Annotated in this window: 16 protein-coding genes and 4 tRNA genes; 19 read left to right on the top strand and 1 reads right to left on the bottom strand. The window is 59.0% G+C overall.

The genetic code is table 11. The features are described from left to right. The first annotated feature begins 45 nt into the window (after window positions 1-45). From MHX65_RS02255 to MHX65_RS02195, 13 genes are all read left to right on the top strand, one after another. Window positions 46-121: transfer RNA gene (locus tag MHX65_RS02255), tRNA-Gly, on the top strand. Between the two features lie 30 nt (window positions 122-151). Continuing rightward, window positions 152-222: transfer RNA gene (locus MHX65_RS02250), tRNA-Cys, on the top strand. A 26-nt stretch (window positions 223-248) separates the two neighbouring features. Next, a tRNA-Val gene (locus MHX65_RS02245) sits at window positions 249-320 on the top strand. Between the two features lie 38 nt (window positions 321-358). After that, window positions 359-434 (top strand) — tRNA-Gly (locus tag MHX65_RS02240). A 223-nt stretch (window positions 435-657) separates the two neighbouring features. Next, on the top strand, window positions 658-1,230 hold the full coding sequence (locus MHX65_RS02235; RefSeq protein ID WP_239268297.1) for a copper resistance CopC family protein: 573 nt from the start codon (window positions 658-660) through the stop codon (window positions 1,228-1,230). Next, complete coding sequence (locus tag MHX65_RS02230; RefSeq protein ID WP_239268296.1) at window positions 1,230-1,901, top strand: copper chaperone PCu(A)C; 672 nt, start codon at window positions 1,230-1,232, stop codon at window positions 1,899-1,901. The genes MHX65_RS02235 and MHX65_RS02230 overlap by 1 nt, the downstream gene beginning before the upstream one ends. 2 nt (window positions 1,902-1,903) lie before the next feature. Then, window positions 1,904-3,130, top strand: coding sequence for a Dyp-type peroxidase (locus MHX65_RS02225; RefSeq protein WP_239268293.1), 1,227 nt, complete (start codon window positions 1,904-1,906; stop codon window positions 3,128-3,130). A gap of 77 nt (window positions 3,131-3,207) precedes the next feature. Further along, entirely contained in the window at window positions 3,208-5,271 is a 2,064-nt protein-coding gene (gene thrS / locus MHX65_RS02220) for a threonine--tRNA ligase (protein ID WP_239268290.1), read from the top strand. Further along, window positions 5,258-5,827, top strand: coding sequence for an HIT family protein (locus MHX65_RS02215; protein WP_005283324.1), 570 nt, complete (start codon window positions 5,258-5,260; stop codon window positions 5,825-5,827). The genes thrS and MHX65_RS02215 overlap by 14 nt, the downstream gene beginning before the upstream one ends. Next, window positions 5,820-6,428, top strand: coding sequence for a phosphatidylinositol phosphate synthase (gene pgsA / locus MHX65_RS02210; RefSeq protein WP_239268287.1), 609 nt, complete (start codon window positions 5,820-5,822; stop codon window positions 6,426-6,428). The genes MHX65_RS02215 and pgsA overlap by 8 nt, the downstream gene beginning before the upstream one ends. An 84-nt stretch (window positions 6,429-6,512) precedes the next feature. Continuing rightward, the gene (locus tag MHX65_RS02205) at window positions 6,513-7,415 is read left to right on the top strand and encodes a phosphatidylinositol mannoside acyltransferase (protein WP_239268284.1); all 903 of its coding nucleotides are present in this window, start codon (window positions 6,513-6,515) and stop codon (window positions 7,413-7,415) included. After that, entirely contained in the window at window positions 7,415-8,518 is a 1,104-nt protein-coding gene (locus MHX65_RS02200) for a glycosyltransferase family 4 protein (protein WP_239268282.1), read from the top strand. Before MHX65_RS02205 ends, MHX65_RS02200 begins: the two co-directional genes overlap by 1 nt. After that, window positions 8,518-8,979 carry a hypothetical protein gene (locus MHX65_RS02195; RefSeq protein WP_239268307.1) on the top strand — a complete coding sequence of 154 codons (462 nt, stop codon included), beginning with the start codon at window positions 8,518-8,520 and terminating at the stop codon, window positions 8,977-8,979. The genes MHX65_RS02200 and MHX65_RS02195 overlap by 1 nt, the downstream gene beginning before the upstream one ends. Window positions 8,980-8,983: 4 nt before the next feature. Here MHX65_RS02195 and MHX65_RS02190 read toward each other — a convergent pair whose 3' ends face one another. Then, complete coding sequence (locus MHX65_RS02190) at window positions 8,984-10,378, bottom strand: DUF2029 domain-containing protein (RefSeq protein WP_239268280.1); 1,395 nt, start codon at window positions 10,376-10,378, stop codon at window positions 8,984-8,986. Between the two features lie 143 nt (window positions 10,379-10,521). Between MHX65_RS02190 and MHX65_RS02185 the strand changes: the two genes are divergently transcribed. The 6 genes from MHX65_RS02185 to yajC all read left to right on the top strand — a co-directional run bounded on the left by MHX65_RS02185 (window position 10,522) and on the right by yajC (window position 15,260). After that, a complete protein-coding gene (locus tag MHX65_RS02185; RefSeq protein WP_239268278.1) occupies window positions 10,522-11,400 on the top strand; it encodes an acyl-CoA thioesterase in 879 nt (292 codons plus the stop codon). A 92-nt stretch (window positions 11,401-11,492) separates the two neighbouring features. After that, window positions 11,493-12,248 (top strand): YebC/PmpR family DNA-binding transcriptional regulator, encoded by a 756-nt coding sequence (locus tag MHX65_RS02180; RefSeq protein WP_023022595.1) that lies wholly within the window; start codon window positions 11,493-11,495, stop codon window positions 12,246-12,248. A 193-nt stretch (window positions 12,249-12,441) separates the two neighbouring features. Next, complete coding sequence (ruvC, locus tag MHX65_RS02175) at window positions 12,442-13,014, top strand: crossover junction endodeoxyribonuclease RuvC (RefSeq protein ID WP_005283305.1); 573 nt, start codon at window positions 12,442-12,444, stop codon at window positions 13,012-13,014. An 81-nt stretch (window positions 13,015-13,095) separates the two neighbouring features. Continuing rightward, entirely contained in the window at window positions 13,096-13,704 is a 609-nt protein-coding gene (gene ruvA / locus MHX65_RS02170; RefSeq protein WP_239268276.1) for a Holliday junction branch migration protein RuvA, read from the top strand. 36 nt (window positions 13,705-13,740) lie between these two features. After that, window positions 13,741-14,820, top strand: coding sequence for a Holliday junction branch migration DNA helicase RuvB (gene ruvB, locus MHX65_RS02165; RefSeq protein WP_239268274.1), 1,080 nt, complete (start codon window positions 13,741-13,743; stop codon window positions 14,818-14,820). Window positions 14,821-14,909: 89 nt separating this feature from the next. Then, window positions 14,910-15,260: a preprotein translocase subunit YajC gene (gene yajC, locus MHX65_RS02160; protein WP_239268272.1), complete on the top strand. Its 351-nt coding sequence runs from the start codon at window positions 14,910-14,912 to the stop codon at window positions 15,258-15,260. The last annotated feature ends 122 nt before the right edge of the window (window positions 15,261-15,382 follow it).

The raw sequence follows: 15,382 nt of genomic DNA, 5'->3' as shown, positions 1-15,382 counted from the left end.
TCGCGCACAAGGACTTTGTCCTAGAAACCGGGCCTGGTTTCGCATGCGGATGTAGCGCAGTTGGTAGCGCATCACCTTGCCAAGGTGAGGGTCGCGAGTTCGAGTCTCGTCATCCGCTCCAGCACTGTATTGTGTGAGGCGGTATCGCCACGGTGGAATGGCCGAGTGGTGAGGCAACGGTCTGCAAAACCGTGCACACGGGTTCGATTCCCGTTTCCACCTCAACTTAATGCCTCTTTGGGCATTGGGCGCGATTAGCTCAGTGGGAGAGCGCTTCCCTGACACGGAAGAGGTCACTGGTTCAATCCCAGTATCGCGCACAAGGACTTTGTCCTAGAAACCGGGCCTGGTTTCGCATGCGGATGTAGCGCAGTTGGTAGCGCATCACCTTGCCAAGGTGAGGGTCGCGAGTTCGAGTCTCGTCATCCGCTCCATTCAAGCCGCCTTGTTAGCAAGGCGGCTTTTTTGTATCTGGCACACCCCACTCTTCTGAAGTGATGGAGATCGCAGACTTTTTCGCTTCGGTGCGGAACTATAGAGATACTGTTACCGACTATTGAAGAGACACACTGATGACCACGATTGTCACCAAGCCATTCGGTGGGATTAGGATGTCTTTGCATGCACACGCAAAATTCAGAACTGAAGGAGCTGAAAATGAGCCATCGCGTACCTTGGTTGCGCCGCACGGCAGTGGCAGTGGGAGCTACCGCGCTTATCGTCGGCGGATCCGCACCCGTAGCACTGGCGCACGATTCCGTCGTGGGCGGAACTGTGAAGGAGGGCGACCAGCTCGAGGAGTTTCCTGAGGAAATCACCTTGGAGTTCTCCGGCATTCCAAAGGACCAGTTCAACACCTTTGCGGTAACCAATAAGGACACTGGGGAACAGATCTTTAGCCAGGAGCCGGAGCTAGATGAACGCGATCTGACGATCACGACTCCAGATGATGTCGATCCCGGCCCAGGTAACTACCAGGTGGGTTACAACATCACCTCCTCGGATGGACACGCCACGCGCGGTGGGGTCTCATTTACGGTCACAGGTGGGGATAGCGATGACGCTTCCTCCACCGACGCTGCAGATGCAGATGGAGCTGCAGATTCTTCGAGCGATATGCCCACCTCGGTGAAAATCATCCTGGGAGTGGGCGGTGTGCTGGCCATAGCGGCCGTTCTGGCTTTGTTGATCGCAAAAACCCGTCGAAACGACTCGAAAGGTCACAAATAATGACGAAGAAAATTTCCCGCCTGATTGCCGGCGTATCCCTCAGTGCCGTGGTTCTTGCCGGTTGCTCCCCAGATAACGAGAACGATTCCAGCAACTCGGACTCGACTTCAGCTGCATCTTCGACTGCAGAAGCCAGCGAATCCACTGCGGCAGCGGATAAGGACCTGACCTTCGAGGACGCCGTTGTCCGCGCCAACGAAGACAAGGATATGACCGCCATCTTCGGTACGTTGGTCAACCACTCGGATAAAGACATCGAGATCGCCGGTTTCTCCACGAGCCTGGACGCAGAGATGAACCAGATTCACGAGACCGTCGATGGCCAGATGCGCGAAAAGTCCAGCCCCTTGGTTGTCAAGGCCGGCGAGAGCCACGAGCTTGCTCCTGGCGGCGACCACTTCATGCTGATGGGCATGAAGGAGGGCATCATGCCTGGTGATTCCCTCGAGATGACGGTCACCCTGTCTGACGGCGAGGAGCTTGACCTGGGCACCATCCAGGCCCGCACCATGGGCGCTGGCGATGAGGACTACGGCGACATGGAGGGCATGGACCACGGTCACGCGGGCCACGATCACTCCGATCACGCCGGCCATGACCACTCCGGTCACGATCACTCTGGCCACGACCACTCCAGCAAGGACGACGAGAAAGAAAACCACAAGCACTAATTATGACGGGATTCAGCAGAAGGGGATTTCTCACCGGCGCTGCAGTGTCTACCAGCGCCATTGCGCTGGTGGGATGCAACTCGGATAAATCAACACCACACGCTCAAGCGGAGGAGCAGCCCCCGCTTGCCGATGCCACCGTGGCTTTCGACGGCCCACACCAGGCCGGCATTGACACGCCGGAGCAAGCGCACCTGAACTTGGTGGGCTTTGATCTTAAAGAGGGCATCGGCAAGCAGGGCTTTGCCCGGCTGATGAAGCTGTGGACTGAGGACGCGCGAGCGCTGTGCACGGGCCAGCCGCCGTTGGGGACCTTGGAACCGGAAATGGTGCGCCAGCCTGCGAACCTCACCATTACGTGTGGGCTGGGCGAGCGCATTTTCTCCCTGCTGGGCGTGGATAAGCCGGAGTGGCTTGGCGATGTCCGTGCCTATTCCCGCGACCAATTAGAAGACAAGTGGGGCCAAACTGACATCGTCCTGCAAATCTGCAGCGATGACCCGCTGATGAATACTTATGCGCTCCGGCACATGGTGCGCTCAGGCGAGCACTATGCCGAAGTTAGCTGGCTGCAGCAGGGCTTTATCAACGCCTACGGCAGCCACGAAAAGGGTGCGACCGCGCGCAATATGTTTGGCCAAAAAGATGGCACCGTAAACCCGCGCGGCGATGAACAATTCGCGGAGCAGGTCTGGATCGAGGATGGCCCGAAGTGGCAGCAGGGTGGTGCGGCCATGGTGGTGCGCCGCATCCGCATGAACCTCGATACCTGGGAAAAGCTGGACCGCTCCTCCCGCGAAAATGCGGTGGGGCGCAAGCTGGAAAATGGGGCACCGCTTACGGGTGATAAGGAATTCGATGAGGCGGACTTTAAGGCCACGGATGAGTATGGCCTGCCCGTCATTGATAAGAACTCCCACATGGCGCGCGCGACTGCGCCCAAGGACCACCCGGAGCAAAAGATCTTGCGCCGCCCCTATAATTACGAGCTGCCGCCGGATGACAAGGATGGCCAACTATCCAATATTGGCCAGATTTTCATCTGTTACCAGCAGGATCCCACCAAGCAATTCGAACCCATCCAGGCGCGCCTTGATGAGGCGGACCTGTTGAATGAGTGGCTTACCCACATCGGTTCGGCGATGTATTTCTGCCCTCCGGGAACTAAAGGCAGCGATGGCAAAGAAACGTGGTGGGCGGAATCGCTTTGCACGCATGCTGGCCTGTAGAATGACGATCCGTAAATTTAACTAGTGGATGCGGCCAGGTATGCCGTATCTGCGTGAGCGCAAAAAGGAGCGCGAATATGGCGGAACTTATTCCCGCAGCACCGGTAAATTACGAATCCTTCACCGTGCCAGCCGGGCAAGCGGTTGGTGCGGCCCTCCGCGAGCTGAACCTGCCCAATAAGGGCCCAGAGGCGGTCGTGGTAGTCCGCGGCGTGGACGGTACCTTGTATGACCTTTCGCATACCCCGGATGAGGAATCGACATTTGTCCCGGTAGCCGCCTGTGAGGAAGATGGCCGCGCCGTCATTCGCCACTCCTGCGCCCACGTCATGGCCCAGGCCGTGCAGGCCGAGTTCCCCGGCACCAAGCTGGGCATTGGCCCGTCCATTGAGAACGGCTTCTACTTCGATTTCCAGACCGCCGAGCCCTTCACCCCGGAGGATCTCAAGAACCTGGAAAAACGGATGAAGAAGATCATCAAGGGCGGCCAGCGCTTCGAGCGCCACACCTATGCCTCCACGGCAGAGGCGGAACAGGCCTTGCAGGATGAGCCCTTCAAGCTGGAGCTTATCCAGGACAAGGGCAATGTGGACCCGGACTCCGACGAGGCCGCCGAGGTGGGCGCTGGCGATCTGACGCACTATGACAATGTGAACCCGCGCACCAATGAGGTGGAATGGTTCGACCTGTGCCGCGGCCCGCACGTTCCCACCACGAAATACATTCCGGCCTTTGCCCTGACTCGCTCGTCTGCCGCCTACTGGCGCGGCGATCAGGCCAACGCCGGCCTGCAGCGAATCTACGGCACCGCCTTTGAGTCCAAGGATGCACTGGCTGCCTACCAGACCATGGTGGAAGAGGCAGAAAAGCGCGACCACCGCCGCTTGGGCCAAGAACTGGATCTCTTCTCCTTCCCGGATGAAATCGGTTCCGGTTTCCCCGTATTCCACCCCAATGGCGCGACCGTGCGCATGGAGATGGAAAACCACTCCCGCAACCGCCACGTGCAGGCGGGATACTCCTTTGTCAATACCCCGCACATCACAAAGGGCGACCTCTTCCGTAAATCCGGCCACCTTGATTTCTACTCCGATGGCATGTTCCCGCCGATGCAGCTCGATGGCGAGTACGACGCCGAGGGAAATACCGTCAAGGAGCCGCAGGACTACTATGCCAAGCCGATGAACTGCCCGATGCACAACCTGATCTTTGCATCCCGCGGCCGTTCTTACCGCGAGCTGCCGTTGCGCCTGTTTGAATTCGGCACGGTCTACCGCTACGAAAAGTCCGGCGTGGTGCATGGCCTGACGCGTGCGCGCGGCTTTACCCAGGACGATGCCCACATTTACTGCACCGAAGAGCAGTTGGAAGAAGAACTCACCCAGGTCCTGGACTTCATCATCTCGCTGCTTGAGGATTACGGCCTGTCCGATTTCTATCTGGAGCTTTCCACCAAGGATCCCAATAAGTTCGTCGGCTCCGATGAGATTTGGGAGCGTTCGACCGCCATCTTGCAGTCCGTGGCAGAAAAGTCCGGGCTCGAGCTCGTTCCTGACCCTGAGGGTGCCGCGTTCTACGGGCCGAAGATCTCCGTCCAAGCCCGCGATGCCATCGGCCGCACCTGGCAGATGTCCACGGTGCAGCTGGACTTCAACCTGCCCGAGCGCTTCGAGCTGGAATATACCGCATCCGATGGCACGAAGAAGTGCCCGATCATGATCCACCGGGCCCTCTTCGGCTCCATCGAGCGCTTCTTCGGAGTGCTTCTTGAGCACTACGCGGGCGCATTCCCAGCGTGGTTGGCACCGCATCAGGTCATGGGCATTCCCGTGGCGGATGACTTCGTCCCGCATCTGGAGGACGTCGCCGCCAAGCTGCGCCGCAAGGGCATTCGCGCGGATGTAGATACCTCCGATGACCGCATGCAGAAGAAGATCCGCAACCACACGACGGGCAAGGTTCCCTTCATGCTGGTCGCCGGCGCCCGCGACGTGGAAGCCGGTGCGGTCTCCTTCCGCTTCTTGGATGGCACGCAGGTCAACGGCGTGCCAGTTGATGAAGCCGTTGAGCTCATTACCACCTGGGTGGCAGAGCGCACCAACGAGCAGCCGACAGAAGAGCTCATTCGTGCCCGGCGCTAATCCGCAGAAGGGCCAAAGCGAGGAAACATTCGTCGATACCGGTGCCGGTGAGCCGGACCGGTTGGAGCGACTGTGGGCGCCGTACCGGATGGCCTATATTGCGCAGCGGTCCGAAGATCCCTTTGTGGAAGCCCCGAAGGGCAGCGATGAGGATGGGCTTATCATCGCGCGCGGTGAAACGGTATATGCGCTGCTCAACTTGTTTCCCTATAATGCCGGCCACCTCATGGTGGTGCCGTACCGCAAGGAATCCGAGCTGGAAAACCTCACCGAGGAAGAATCCCACGAGCTCATGGCCTTTGCCCAAAAGGCGGTGCGGGTGCTCAAGCGCGTGTCACGCCCAGAGGCCATTAACGTGGGCTTTAACCTGGGGCGCGCGTCCGGCGGCTCGGTGGGAGACCACCTGCATTTGCATGTGGTGCCAAGGTGGCCCGGGGATAGTAACTTTATGACTGTCCTCGATGGGACTAAGGTATTACCGCAACTACTGCAAGACACCCGTCGTGTCCTGGCAGAGGGTTGGCGTGACATGGAAGAGGAGGACTCGCGTGCTTAGCGTGCATGGGCGAAAGCCCGCCGCCGTGGTGGTGGAACCTATAGCCAAGACCTTTTTAAAATTGGGATTGACTCCCAACGTGGTCACGGTTGTGGGCACTATTGTGACCATCGCCATTTCGGTGATCCTCATTCCTACCGGCCACCTCTTTATAGCCGCCGTATTATCCGGCCTCTTTGCCGCCTTTGACATGCTCGATGGCACGATGGCGCGGCTGACCGGTAAATCGAGCGCTTTCGGCGCCACGCTGGATGCAAGCTGTGACCGCATTACCGATGGCGCGTTATTCTGCGCCATCGTCTGGTGGCTGGTGTATACCGCAGACGCGTCCAAATGGACCGTGGCGGCCTGCCTCATAACCTTGGTCTGCTCCCAGGTCATTTCCTATATCAAGGCTAGGGGAGAGGCCTCTGGTTTCACCATGGTGGGCGGACTGATTGAGCGCCCAGAACGCCTCATCCTCGCGTTAGGCGGAATCGGCCTGGAGGGCTTGGGCGTAGAGTATGCTGCGGCGGTATCGCTGTGGATCTTGGCGGTAGGCTCAATCTTTACCGTGTACCAGCGCATTGCCATTGCAGCGCGCCAAGACGCCGAGATGTAAATCAAGCGAACATGGGCGCAGCAGGGGCTATCGTTCCGGCTAGTTCGTGGTTTGCGCACTAACTTTTCTGGAGGATCCGGCACCATGTGGGATAAAGAAGATGTAGCAGCGGCCGGGTATTTGGCGGGCTGGAAGGTAGTTCGCCGGTTGCCCGACCCGGTAGCGCGCACCATCTTCCGGTGGGTAGCGGATTTCGCGAGCGACCGCGGGCGCGGCATGGATGGCCTGCGAAGAAACCTCACCCGCGTGGTGGGGGCAGAAAACGTCACCCGTCAGCTGGTGCGCGATTCCATGCGCTCCTATATGCGCTATTGGATGGAGGCGTTTCGCCTTCCCGCGATTCATGCGGATCCCCAGCTGCACGAGCGCCTCATGAAGGGCTTGGAAGGGCTCGAGCACTTTGATGCCTCGGCGCAGTCTGGCCGCGGCGTCATCTTGGCGCTGCCGCACTCCGGCAACTGGGATATGGCCGGGGTTTTCTTGGTGGGCCATTACGGGCAATTTACCACCGTGGCAGAGCGGTTGAAGCCGGAGGTGCTTTTTGATGCCTTCGTGGATTACCGCGAGGAATTAGGCTTTGAGGTCCTGCCGCTTACCGGTGGGGCGGTCCCTCCCTTTGCGCGGCTGAAGGAGGCCCTTGAGGAGGGAGGGGTAGTGTGCCTATTGGCAGAACGCGATATCACCCGCAGCGGCGTCACGGTAGATTTCATGGGCGAGGAAGCCAATATGGCGGCAGGTCCCGCACAGCTAGCCATTGAAACCGGCGCAGCGCTCCACGTGGTGCACTCCTGGTTTGAAGGCGATGGCTGGGGGTTGTCGGTGTCTCCAGAAGTAGAGGTCACCGATGTGCAGGAGACCACCCAGCGCATGGCGGATGGGTTTGCGGCCAACATTCGGCGCCACCCCGCAGACTGGCACATGCTGCAGCCGCAATGGAACGAGGATGTGGAGCGGCGCCGGCAAGCGCGAAAGGAACGTTCCCGTTAATGCGCATCGGTATCATTTGCCCGTATTCTTTTGATGAACCCGGTGGCGTGCAGGCCCATATCCTTGACCTGGCCACCGTTTTCATAGAACAGGGCCACTTTGTTCAGGTCCTTGGGCCCGCCGCGAAGTCCACACCGCTGCCGGATTTCGTGGTCAAGGGCGGCCCTGCCTTCCCGATTGCGTATAACGGTTCGGTTGCGCGCCTGTCGGTGGGGCCGAAGGTAACGCGCAAGGTCAAGCGCTTCATTCGGGACGGCGATTTTGACGTTTTGCATATCCACGAGCCCAATTCCCCGAGCTTTTCCATGACCGCCTTGGCCGTGGCACACGGCCCCATGGTGGCGACGTACCACGCCTCGGCGGCCAATTCCCTCATTCTTACCTTGGCAAAGCCGCTGCTCGTACCCTTTTTGGAAAAGATTCGCGGTGGCATTGCGGTATCGGATATGGCGCGGCGCTGGCAGGTGGAGCAATTGGGTGGCGATCCTGTCCTGATTCCCAACGGCGTCGATACCTCCGTCTATGCGCTTGCGCGCAAGAAAAGCCAGCCCGCGCTTGCCGATGCCCCACTCGAGGTCGTCTTCCTCGGCCGCCTCGATGAGCCGCGGAAGGGCCTGGATATCCTTTTAGCCGCATTGCACCAGGTCAACAAGAATATCCGCGTGACCATTATGGGCGGCGGCCGCGCCCGCGAGGTCGAGGGCGTGGATTTTGTTGGGCGCGTTAGCGATGCAGAAAAGGCACAGATCTTGGGCCGGGCCGATGTTTACGTGGCGCCCAATACGGGCGGGGAAAGCTTTGGCATCGTGCTGGTAGAGGCAATGGCCGCCGGTGCGGCCGTCGTGGCTTCGGATTTGGAGGCGTTCCAGGCGGTCTGCAACGCAGAATCGGAAGAGCCAGCGGGAGCGCTCTTCCGCACTGGCGATGCCTCTGACTTGGCACGCGTGCTCAACCAGGTCCTGGATGATGCCGATTACCGGCGGCACCTGGTGCGCAATGGCGTCCAACGCGCCCAGATGTATGACTGGGACCATGTTGCCGCGGCGGTCATTCAAGTTTATGAAACGGTGCAAGATGGCACGAAGGTGAGGGTGAAGCGATGATGGCGATAGAAATAACCATCGTGCTGCTTATTCTCATTCTTGTGGGATCGTGGGCCATTTTCACCGCGCAGCGGTTAAACTTCCTGCACATCCGAACCGACGCTGCGCTGGCGCAGCTGCAGGCGGCGCTGGACCGCCGGGCAGCGGTAACTGCGGCTGTGTCCCCAGATCTTGCCGCCTTGGCGCAAAAGGCCGAATCCACGGAGCTTTCGCATGGGCATTTTCAAGCCCGCACCATGGTAGAACGCGAGCTTTCGGCGGCCATCGTGCGCGATTTTCCGGTAGGCCAGCGCCCGGCCGCCTTGGCGGATGCAGAAGGCCGCATCCAGTTGGCGCATCGCTTTTATAACGAGGCGGTCAGCGATACGCGCGCGCTGCGCCTGCGCCCAGCGGTGCGTTTTTTCCACCTCGGCGGAACCGCTAAATTGCCCGAGTACTTCGACTACATGCTGGCGGATTGAAAATTTAGCCGCGCGTTACCTCCCTAGTGTCATCGGTGCTCGCGTCAGGCTCGGAGGCGTCCGCGTCGGCGGTGTCGGAGCCCGGCACATTGATTCGCCCGGTATCTGGTGAGGGCGCGGCCTCTGCGGCGGCTTCTTGGGCTTGCTCCGGGTCGCTTGCTGCCACGATGGCCTTTTCTATGCGGCGCGACAGGCTTATCTCAAGGATGAACCAAATGAGCGCGATGAAGACCATGACGAGGATGAGCACGTTGCGGGCGACGAGCACGTAGACCGGAGTCAGGTTTTCGCCTACATACTTCCACACGTAGTCATAGTGGAAAGGGTAGATGTAGGTGCCGAGCGCGGCCGCTGCAACTGCGCATACAGCGAGGAAACCCTGACAGATTTTGATGGGCACAAACCCGGCGGGGAGCTGTTGGCGTACGACCACCGCGAATAGGGGTCCGAGCCAAATGATGTACTGGGGCGAAAATACTTTATTGGTGGCTATGAGTAGAAGCACCATGAGGGTGAAAAAGGCGACCGTCGTTCGCGAGGTCCAGCCTCCGGCGAAGAAGCGGTATAGCGCCCAGCTCAGGGCGAAGACCAGCATCCCGGCCGTCGCGATGGTGCTCCACATGATGGCGGCATCGACGCCCGGGCCAGAAATCTCGAAGCTCTTTGACGGAGCATAACCTAAACGCCATTTACCCGGTGTGAGGTGTGCCTGCAATAGCAAGTATGTCGCCGGAACGGATTCGAGTTGGAGCCCGCGCACCCCCTGATAATTCAGTGGGGAAAGAAGTCGGTCCATACCGGAGGTAAAAACTGTCAACGCCGAAAGAGCAGCAACGGAGCCGAAAAAGGACGCCAATCGCAGCCAGGAATTAGAACTATTAAAACGCCCTACCAGTCCAGCTGCGAGGACGCCTGGCCAGAGCTTCATGGTGGTAGCGAAGCCTAATAGGGCGGCGCCTGTCTTGGGATGAGAAATAAGCAGCGCTGCGGCACCTGCGACGGCGACGGCAGGAAAAATATCGAGGCGCCACACAAAGACGTGTCCTGCAGCCGTGCCAAAAAAGACCCAGAACCAGCCGGCGAGAAAAACGCGCTTATTGCGTTCGTGGTGGCGAAGTAGGAGGGCGAGGAAGGCGGCATCGACAAGCAGCGTCATGATGGTAAAGCCGATATAGAATACGCCGCGGTCTCCACCGGTGAACCAGCTTAAGATGATGGTGGGCCACGTGCCCGCGTGGGGATACTCGGTCATCTGCGTGGGATCGGTGCCAAAAAGGCCGGCGAAATAATAGGCAACATCGCCGCGTGCGCTGTGGTCGAGCTTCAAAAAATAGACCAATATCAAGCGGGCGAGAGCCCACCCCACCCATACCGCAGGAACTGTCGCGAATCTTTTCACCCAAAAGATTGTAGGGAATATTTTGGCCGTTGCGTAGTTCGAATCAGGTTCCTCGTCATCCGGGTTGGGCTGCCCCGGGGAGTAAGGTGGCAAGACAGACGAAGACTTACGTGATGTAGCGCATAGTAGGCGCACAAGAAAGGATGACTGTGGGCACCATTTCTGAGGTTTTGGCGTTAGAAAGCACCCAAGATGCGGATGTCTTTGCTGGCCCGGCGATTCCCTCGCAGATTGAACGCACCTTCGGTGGCCAAGTTGCAGCGCAGGCCCTTACCGCGGCGCAAAGGACGGTGGAGGATAAGCAGGTGCATTCCCTCCATGGCTATTTCGTTGGCCCAGGTGATACGAAAAACCCGCTGGAGTTGCAGGTAGAAAGGCTGCGTGATGGCCGTTCCTTTGCCAGCCGCGAGGTTCGGGTCGTCCAAGATGGCCGCCTCGTCTTTATTATGCTGGCTAGTTTCCACCGCGATGGTGATGCAGGTCCCGAACATCAGGATGTGGCACCGCAGGTATTAAGCCCCGATGAAGCCGCTCGCCGCGGTGGCGGGGCGCCCTATTCCACCCGAATCATCTTGAAGGAGTGGACCGATTGGGATATCCGTTTGGTCCCTGATGAAGGCCGCGATGATGCCGCCGCGGAGGTAACCGGTGCTGGATATCGCCATATTTGGTTCCGCAATACCGGCGAGCTTGGGAGTGACCCCGCATTCCACCGCGCTGCGTTGACGTATATGTCCGATATGACCCTCATTCGGTCGGCGCTCATTCCGCACCAGGGGGAGAAGATCCAGTTGGCAAGCCTTGACCATGCGGTGTGGTTTCTCCGCCCCTTCCGCGTGGATGAGTGGCTGCTTTATGAGCAGGTATCGCCCACAGCGTCGCAAGGCACGGCCATCGCGCGCGGTAAATTATTCACTGAACAGGGCGAACTCGTCGCGCTGGTCAAACAGGAGGGCTTGACGCGGTTCCTCGATGAGGACCTAGGCAGCGGTTCCGCCCACGGCAATTGGCATAACGTCTAGAAAAGCTTGCGTATCCTGGGGGCGCTTTTCCCAGTTCGTGCAGGGCACGTATAATTGTCACCAGATTTAGAACCCAATTAGAAAGGGACTTAATGTCAGGCCACTCAAAATGGGCAACTACCAAGCACAAGAAGGCTGCCAATGACGCCAAGCGCGGCAAGGAATTTGCCAAGCTCATTAAGAACATTGAAGTGGCGGCGCGAACCGGCGGTGGTGATCCTGCGGCCAACCCAACGCTCGATGACATGATTAAGAAGGCCAAGAAGGCCTCCGTCCCCAATGACAACATCGAACGCGCCCGCAAGCGCGGTTCTGGTGAAGAAGCCGGTGGTGCTGACTGGGAGACCATCATGTATGAGGGCTATGGCCCCAACGGTGTCGCAATGCTGATTGAATGCTTGACCGATAACCGCAACCGCGCGGCTACCGATGTCCGCACCGCGATGAGCAAGAATGGCGGCAACCTGGGTGAATCTGGCTCGGTTGCTTATATGTTCTCCCGCACTGGGTATGTCTTGGTGGAAAAGGGTGAGCTGAGCGAGGATGACGTCTTGATGGCGGTCCTCGATGCCGGCGCCGAAGAGGTCAAGGACCAGGGCGAGAAATTTGAGATCATCTGCGCACCCACGGATGTGCAGGCTGTCAAGGAGGCCCTCAAGGAAGCCGATATTGAGGTCGATGACTCCGATAATGATTTCCGTGCCTCCGTCGAGGTTCCCCTCGAGGCCAATGACGCCAAGAAGATCTTCCGCCTCATTGATGTCTTGGAAGAATCCGACGACGTCCAGAACGTATATACCAATATGGACCTCTCCGATGAGGTACTCGCAGAACTCAACGCAGAGTAAGAATACTGCACATAGTGGGGCACTAGCTCGGTGGCGGCACTTCGCGCATGCGAAGATTCCGGTGCCGAGCTTTTGTTGTGTTTTTATTGGGACAGCCTAACATTCACGTCGTGTTGTAGAACATGTGTGTGTAAGACATAATAGGGAATTAAGACTAGAAACGACGAGGCCGCGGAACGGGGAGTGGGCGGGTGTGAATATCGAAGGCATGCGCGTGATGGGCATCGACCCTGGGCTCACTCGCTGTGGCCTGTCCGTAGTCCAAGCAGGCCGCGGGCGCGCAATTCTTCCCGTCTCCGTGGGCGTGGTGCGAACCCCGAGCGATAAGGATCTGACCGAGCGGCTCCTGCGGCTCTCTGTTGCGGCCAAGGAGTGGATGGACGATTATTCGCCGGATGTGGTTGCCATAGAGCGCGTCTTCGAACGCGGCCAGGTCTCAACAGTCATGCAGACTGCTCACGTCGTAGGAGTCCTTGTGCTCGCAGCCGCCGAGCGGGATATTCCGGTTTATATGTACACCCCGTCAGAGGTAAAAAAGGCCATTTCTGGTAATGGGCGCGCGGATAAGAAGCAAATGACGACCATGATCACCCGTATCCTGGGGCTTACGGAGCCGCCCAAGCCTGCGGATGCGGCGGATGCATTGGCGCTGGCCGTCTGCCACTGCTGGCGCGCGCCAGCGATCGTGAGAATGGATAGTACCGGGTTAGGGCTTGGCGCAAAGACCAGCGGCGTCCGCGGGCGGGGGAAGGGTGTTCAGCCCTAGCGCGCCACACCCCACAGGTTAAGTTTTGTTCATTATTAGGTCATGTTGAAAGCGCACACAGGTAGGAAGGCACGGTAGAAAATGATTGCGGCATTGCGGGGAGAGGTACTCCACATTGGTTTAGACCACGGCGTTATTGAATGTGGCGGGGTGGGCTATAAGTTCTTAGCCACCGCAAAGACGTTGGGAACCTTGCGCCGCGGAGAAACAGCCTTTGTGCTGACTACGTTGGTGGTCAAGGAAGACGCATTGACCTTATACGGTTTTACCAGCGACGATGACCGCGAAATGTTCCAAGTGCTGCAATCCGTGTCCGGCTTGGGGCCCAAACTGGCCTTGGCCGCGTTATCCGTCATGGGCGCAGAAGAGCTGGCCGCAGCCATTGGCGGGGAGGATGTTAAGGCGCTGCAGTCTATCCCGGGCGTCGGCAAGCGCGTGGCCCAACGCCTTACCCTGGAGCTAAAAGATAAGGTAAAGCGCTTTGCTGGAACTCCCGCGCCCGATGCTGCACCGGAGGCAACAGGTGCCGGTGACCCAGTTGTCGATAGTGTCACTGAAGCCCTCTTGGGCCTAGGATTTACTGAGAAGGCGGCTCGCCCCGTGGTGGAGGCGGCATACGCCGAAGCCCCTGCGGCGGATACGTCGACCTTGCTGCGCGCGGCCCTGGCCCAGCTGGGTAAGCAAGGCTAAAAGAACACGACGTCAAGAAGACACAAAGGCTACAGCATGTCCGATATTGAGCGCACCGAGTTCAACCTCCCAGAGGGGATGAGTAAGGCGCACGAATCCCAGCACAATAGTGATGTGGAAGCCACCGCTCACGCAGAAGAACACGATATCGAGCGTTCCCTGCGCCCCAAGTCCCTGACGGAATTCATTGGGCAGCCCAAGGTGAGGGAGCAGCTGTCCCTCGTGCTCACGGGCGCGAAGAACCGCGGGGTCACCCCGGATCACGTCCTGTTATCGGGACCGCCCGGTCTGGGTAAGACCACCATGGCGATGATCATTTCGCAGGAACTCGGCACCTCGCTGCGCATGACTTCGGGCCCAGCGCTGGAACGAGCGGGAGATCTCGCGGCCATGCTTTCGAACCTCATGGAAGGCGACGTGCTTTTTATCGATGAGATCCACCGCATCGCCCGGCCCGCCGAAGAAATGCTCTACATGGCCATGGAGGATTTCCGAATCGATGTCATTGTGGGCAAGGGGCCGGGTGCTACCTCGATCCCCTTGGAGATCCCGCCGTTTACGTTGGTCGGGGCCACAACGCGAGCGGGAATGCTTACCGGTCCGCTGCGGGATCGCTTCGGCTTTACCGCCCAAATGGAGTACTACAGCACCGAGGATCTCACCCATGTGATCAAGCGTGCGGCACATATCTTGGACGTCGCCATCGATGATGATGCCGCCGTAGAAATCGGCTCGCGCTCGCGCGGCACCCCGCGCATTGCCAACCGCCTGCTGCGCCGCGTGCGCGATTATGCGGAGGTCAATGGCACCGGACGCATCGATCTTTCCGCCGCGCAGGGGGCGTTGGAGGTATTCGACGTCGATGAAATGGGCCTGGACCGCCTGGACCGCGCCGTCCTCAATGCCCTGATCAATGGCCATGGTGGCGGGCCTGTGGGTGTTAATACCTTGGCCATCGCCGTGGGTGAGGAACCTTCTACCGTGGAGGAGGTGTGCGAGCCGTACTTGGTTCGCGCCGGCATGATTTCGCGCACCGGGCGGGGCAGGGTAGCCACCGCGGCCGCCTGGCAGCACCTGGGCCTGACGCCGCCCGATGGCGCGATTGGGTTGTTTTAGGCAAGCGTGGGCACCTCGCTGGTGCGGCCGCAGAGGTGGAACCGGCTCATGGTTTTTGTGAACGAAACGGTCTGGCATACTGGAAAGTTATGGAAATCATCTTTCTCATCATCATTGTCATTTTGTTCATCATTCCTTCCTTTATGGCGATGCGTAAGCAACGCCAGCGCCAAAACGACATGCAATCGCTGCAAAACTCCCTACAGGATGGAGACCGCATCGTGACCGCTGGCGGTGTACACGGCGTGGTGCGCGGAACCACCGATACCAGCGTGGACCTCGAGGTTTCCCCGGGCGTTACCCTCACCTTTGACAAGATGGCGGTGGTGCGCACGGAAAGCGAGGCCCAGAAACTTGACCGCGGTGGCGCAGACAACGCTGAAAGCAATAATGATGATGGATTCAACGGCGAAGAGGGCGAGCACTCCAACGACCGTTAATTCCTTATTAGCGCCGGCGACCTCTGTGGAGGAAGACGCGGGCGCACTCCCTGTGCACGCGCGGGGAATTCTCTAGGCCCGCCATTGGCTTATGAGAAACGTAGAACCTGACACATTTTCGC

Source organism: Corynebacterium sp. ACRPS, from assembly GCF_022346005.1.
Taxonomy (GTDB): domain Bacteria; phylum Actinomycetota; class Actinomycetes; order Mycobacteriales; family Mycobacteriaceae; genus Corynebacterium.
The sequence above is the reverse complement of the archived record's forward strand: the minus strand, read 5'-3'. Positions and strand labels throughout refer to the sequence as shown.

Bases quoted from the DNA above. Each gene is read 5' to 3' on its own strand.
- MHX65_RS02235 (WP_239268297.1), top strand. From the start codon at position 658: ATGAGCCATCGCGTACCTTGGTTGCGCCGCACGGCAGTGGCAGTGGGA.
- MHX65_RS02195 (WP_239268307.1), top strand. From the start codon at position 8,518: ATGGCGATAGAAATAACCATCGTGCTGCTTATTCTCATTCTTGTGGGA.
- MHX65_RS02205 (WP_239268284.1), top strand. From the start codon at position 6,513: ATGTGGGATAAAGAAGATGTAGCAGCGGCCGGGTATTTGGCGGGCTGG.
- yajC (WP_239268272.1), top strand. From the start codon at position 14,910: ATGGAAATCATCTTTCTCATCATCATTGTCATTTTGTTCATCATTCCT.
- MHX65_RS02180 (WP_023022595.1), top strand. From the start codon at position 11,493: ATGTCAGGCCACTCAAAATGGGCAACTACCAAGCACAAGAAGGCTGCC.
- MHX65_RS02185 (WP_239268278.1), top strand. From the start codon at position 10,522: ATGACTGTGGGCACCATTTCTGAGGTTTTGGCGTTAGAAAGCACCCAA.
- MHX65_RS02225 (WP_239268293.1), top strand. From the start codon at position 1,904: ATGACGGGATTCAGCAGAAGGGGATTTCTCACCGGCGCTGCAGTGTCT.
- ruvA (WP_239268276.1), top strand. From the start codon at position 13,096: ATGATTGCGGCATTGCGGGGAGAGGTACTCCACATTGGTTTAGACCAC.
- thrS (WP_239268290.1), top strand. From the start codon at position 3,208: ATGGCGGAACTTATTCCCGCAGCACCGGTAAATTACGAATCCTTCACC.
- ruvB (WP_239268274.1), top strand. From the start codon at position 13,741: ATGTCCGATATTGAGCGCACCGAGTTCAACCTCCCAGAGGGGATGAGT.
- MHX65_RS02230 (WP_239268296.1), top strand. From the start codon at position 1,230: ATGACGAAGAAAATTTCCCGCCTGATTGCCGGCGTATCCCTCAGTGCC.
- MHX65_RS02200 (WP_239268282.1), top strand. From the start codon at position 7,415: ATGCGCATCGGTATCATTTGCCCGTATTCTTTTGATGAACCCGGTGGC.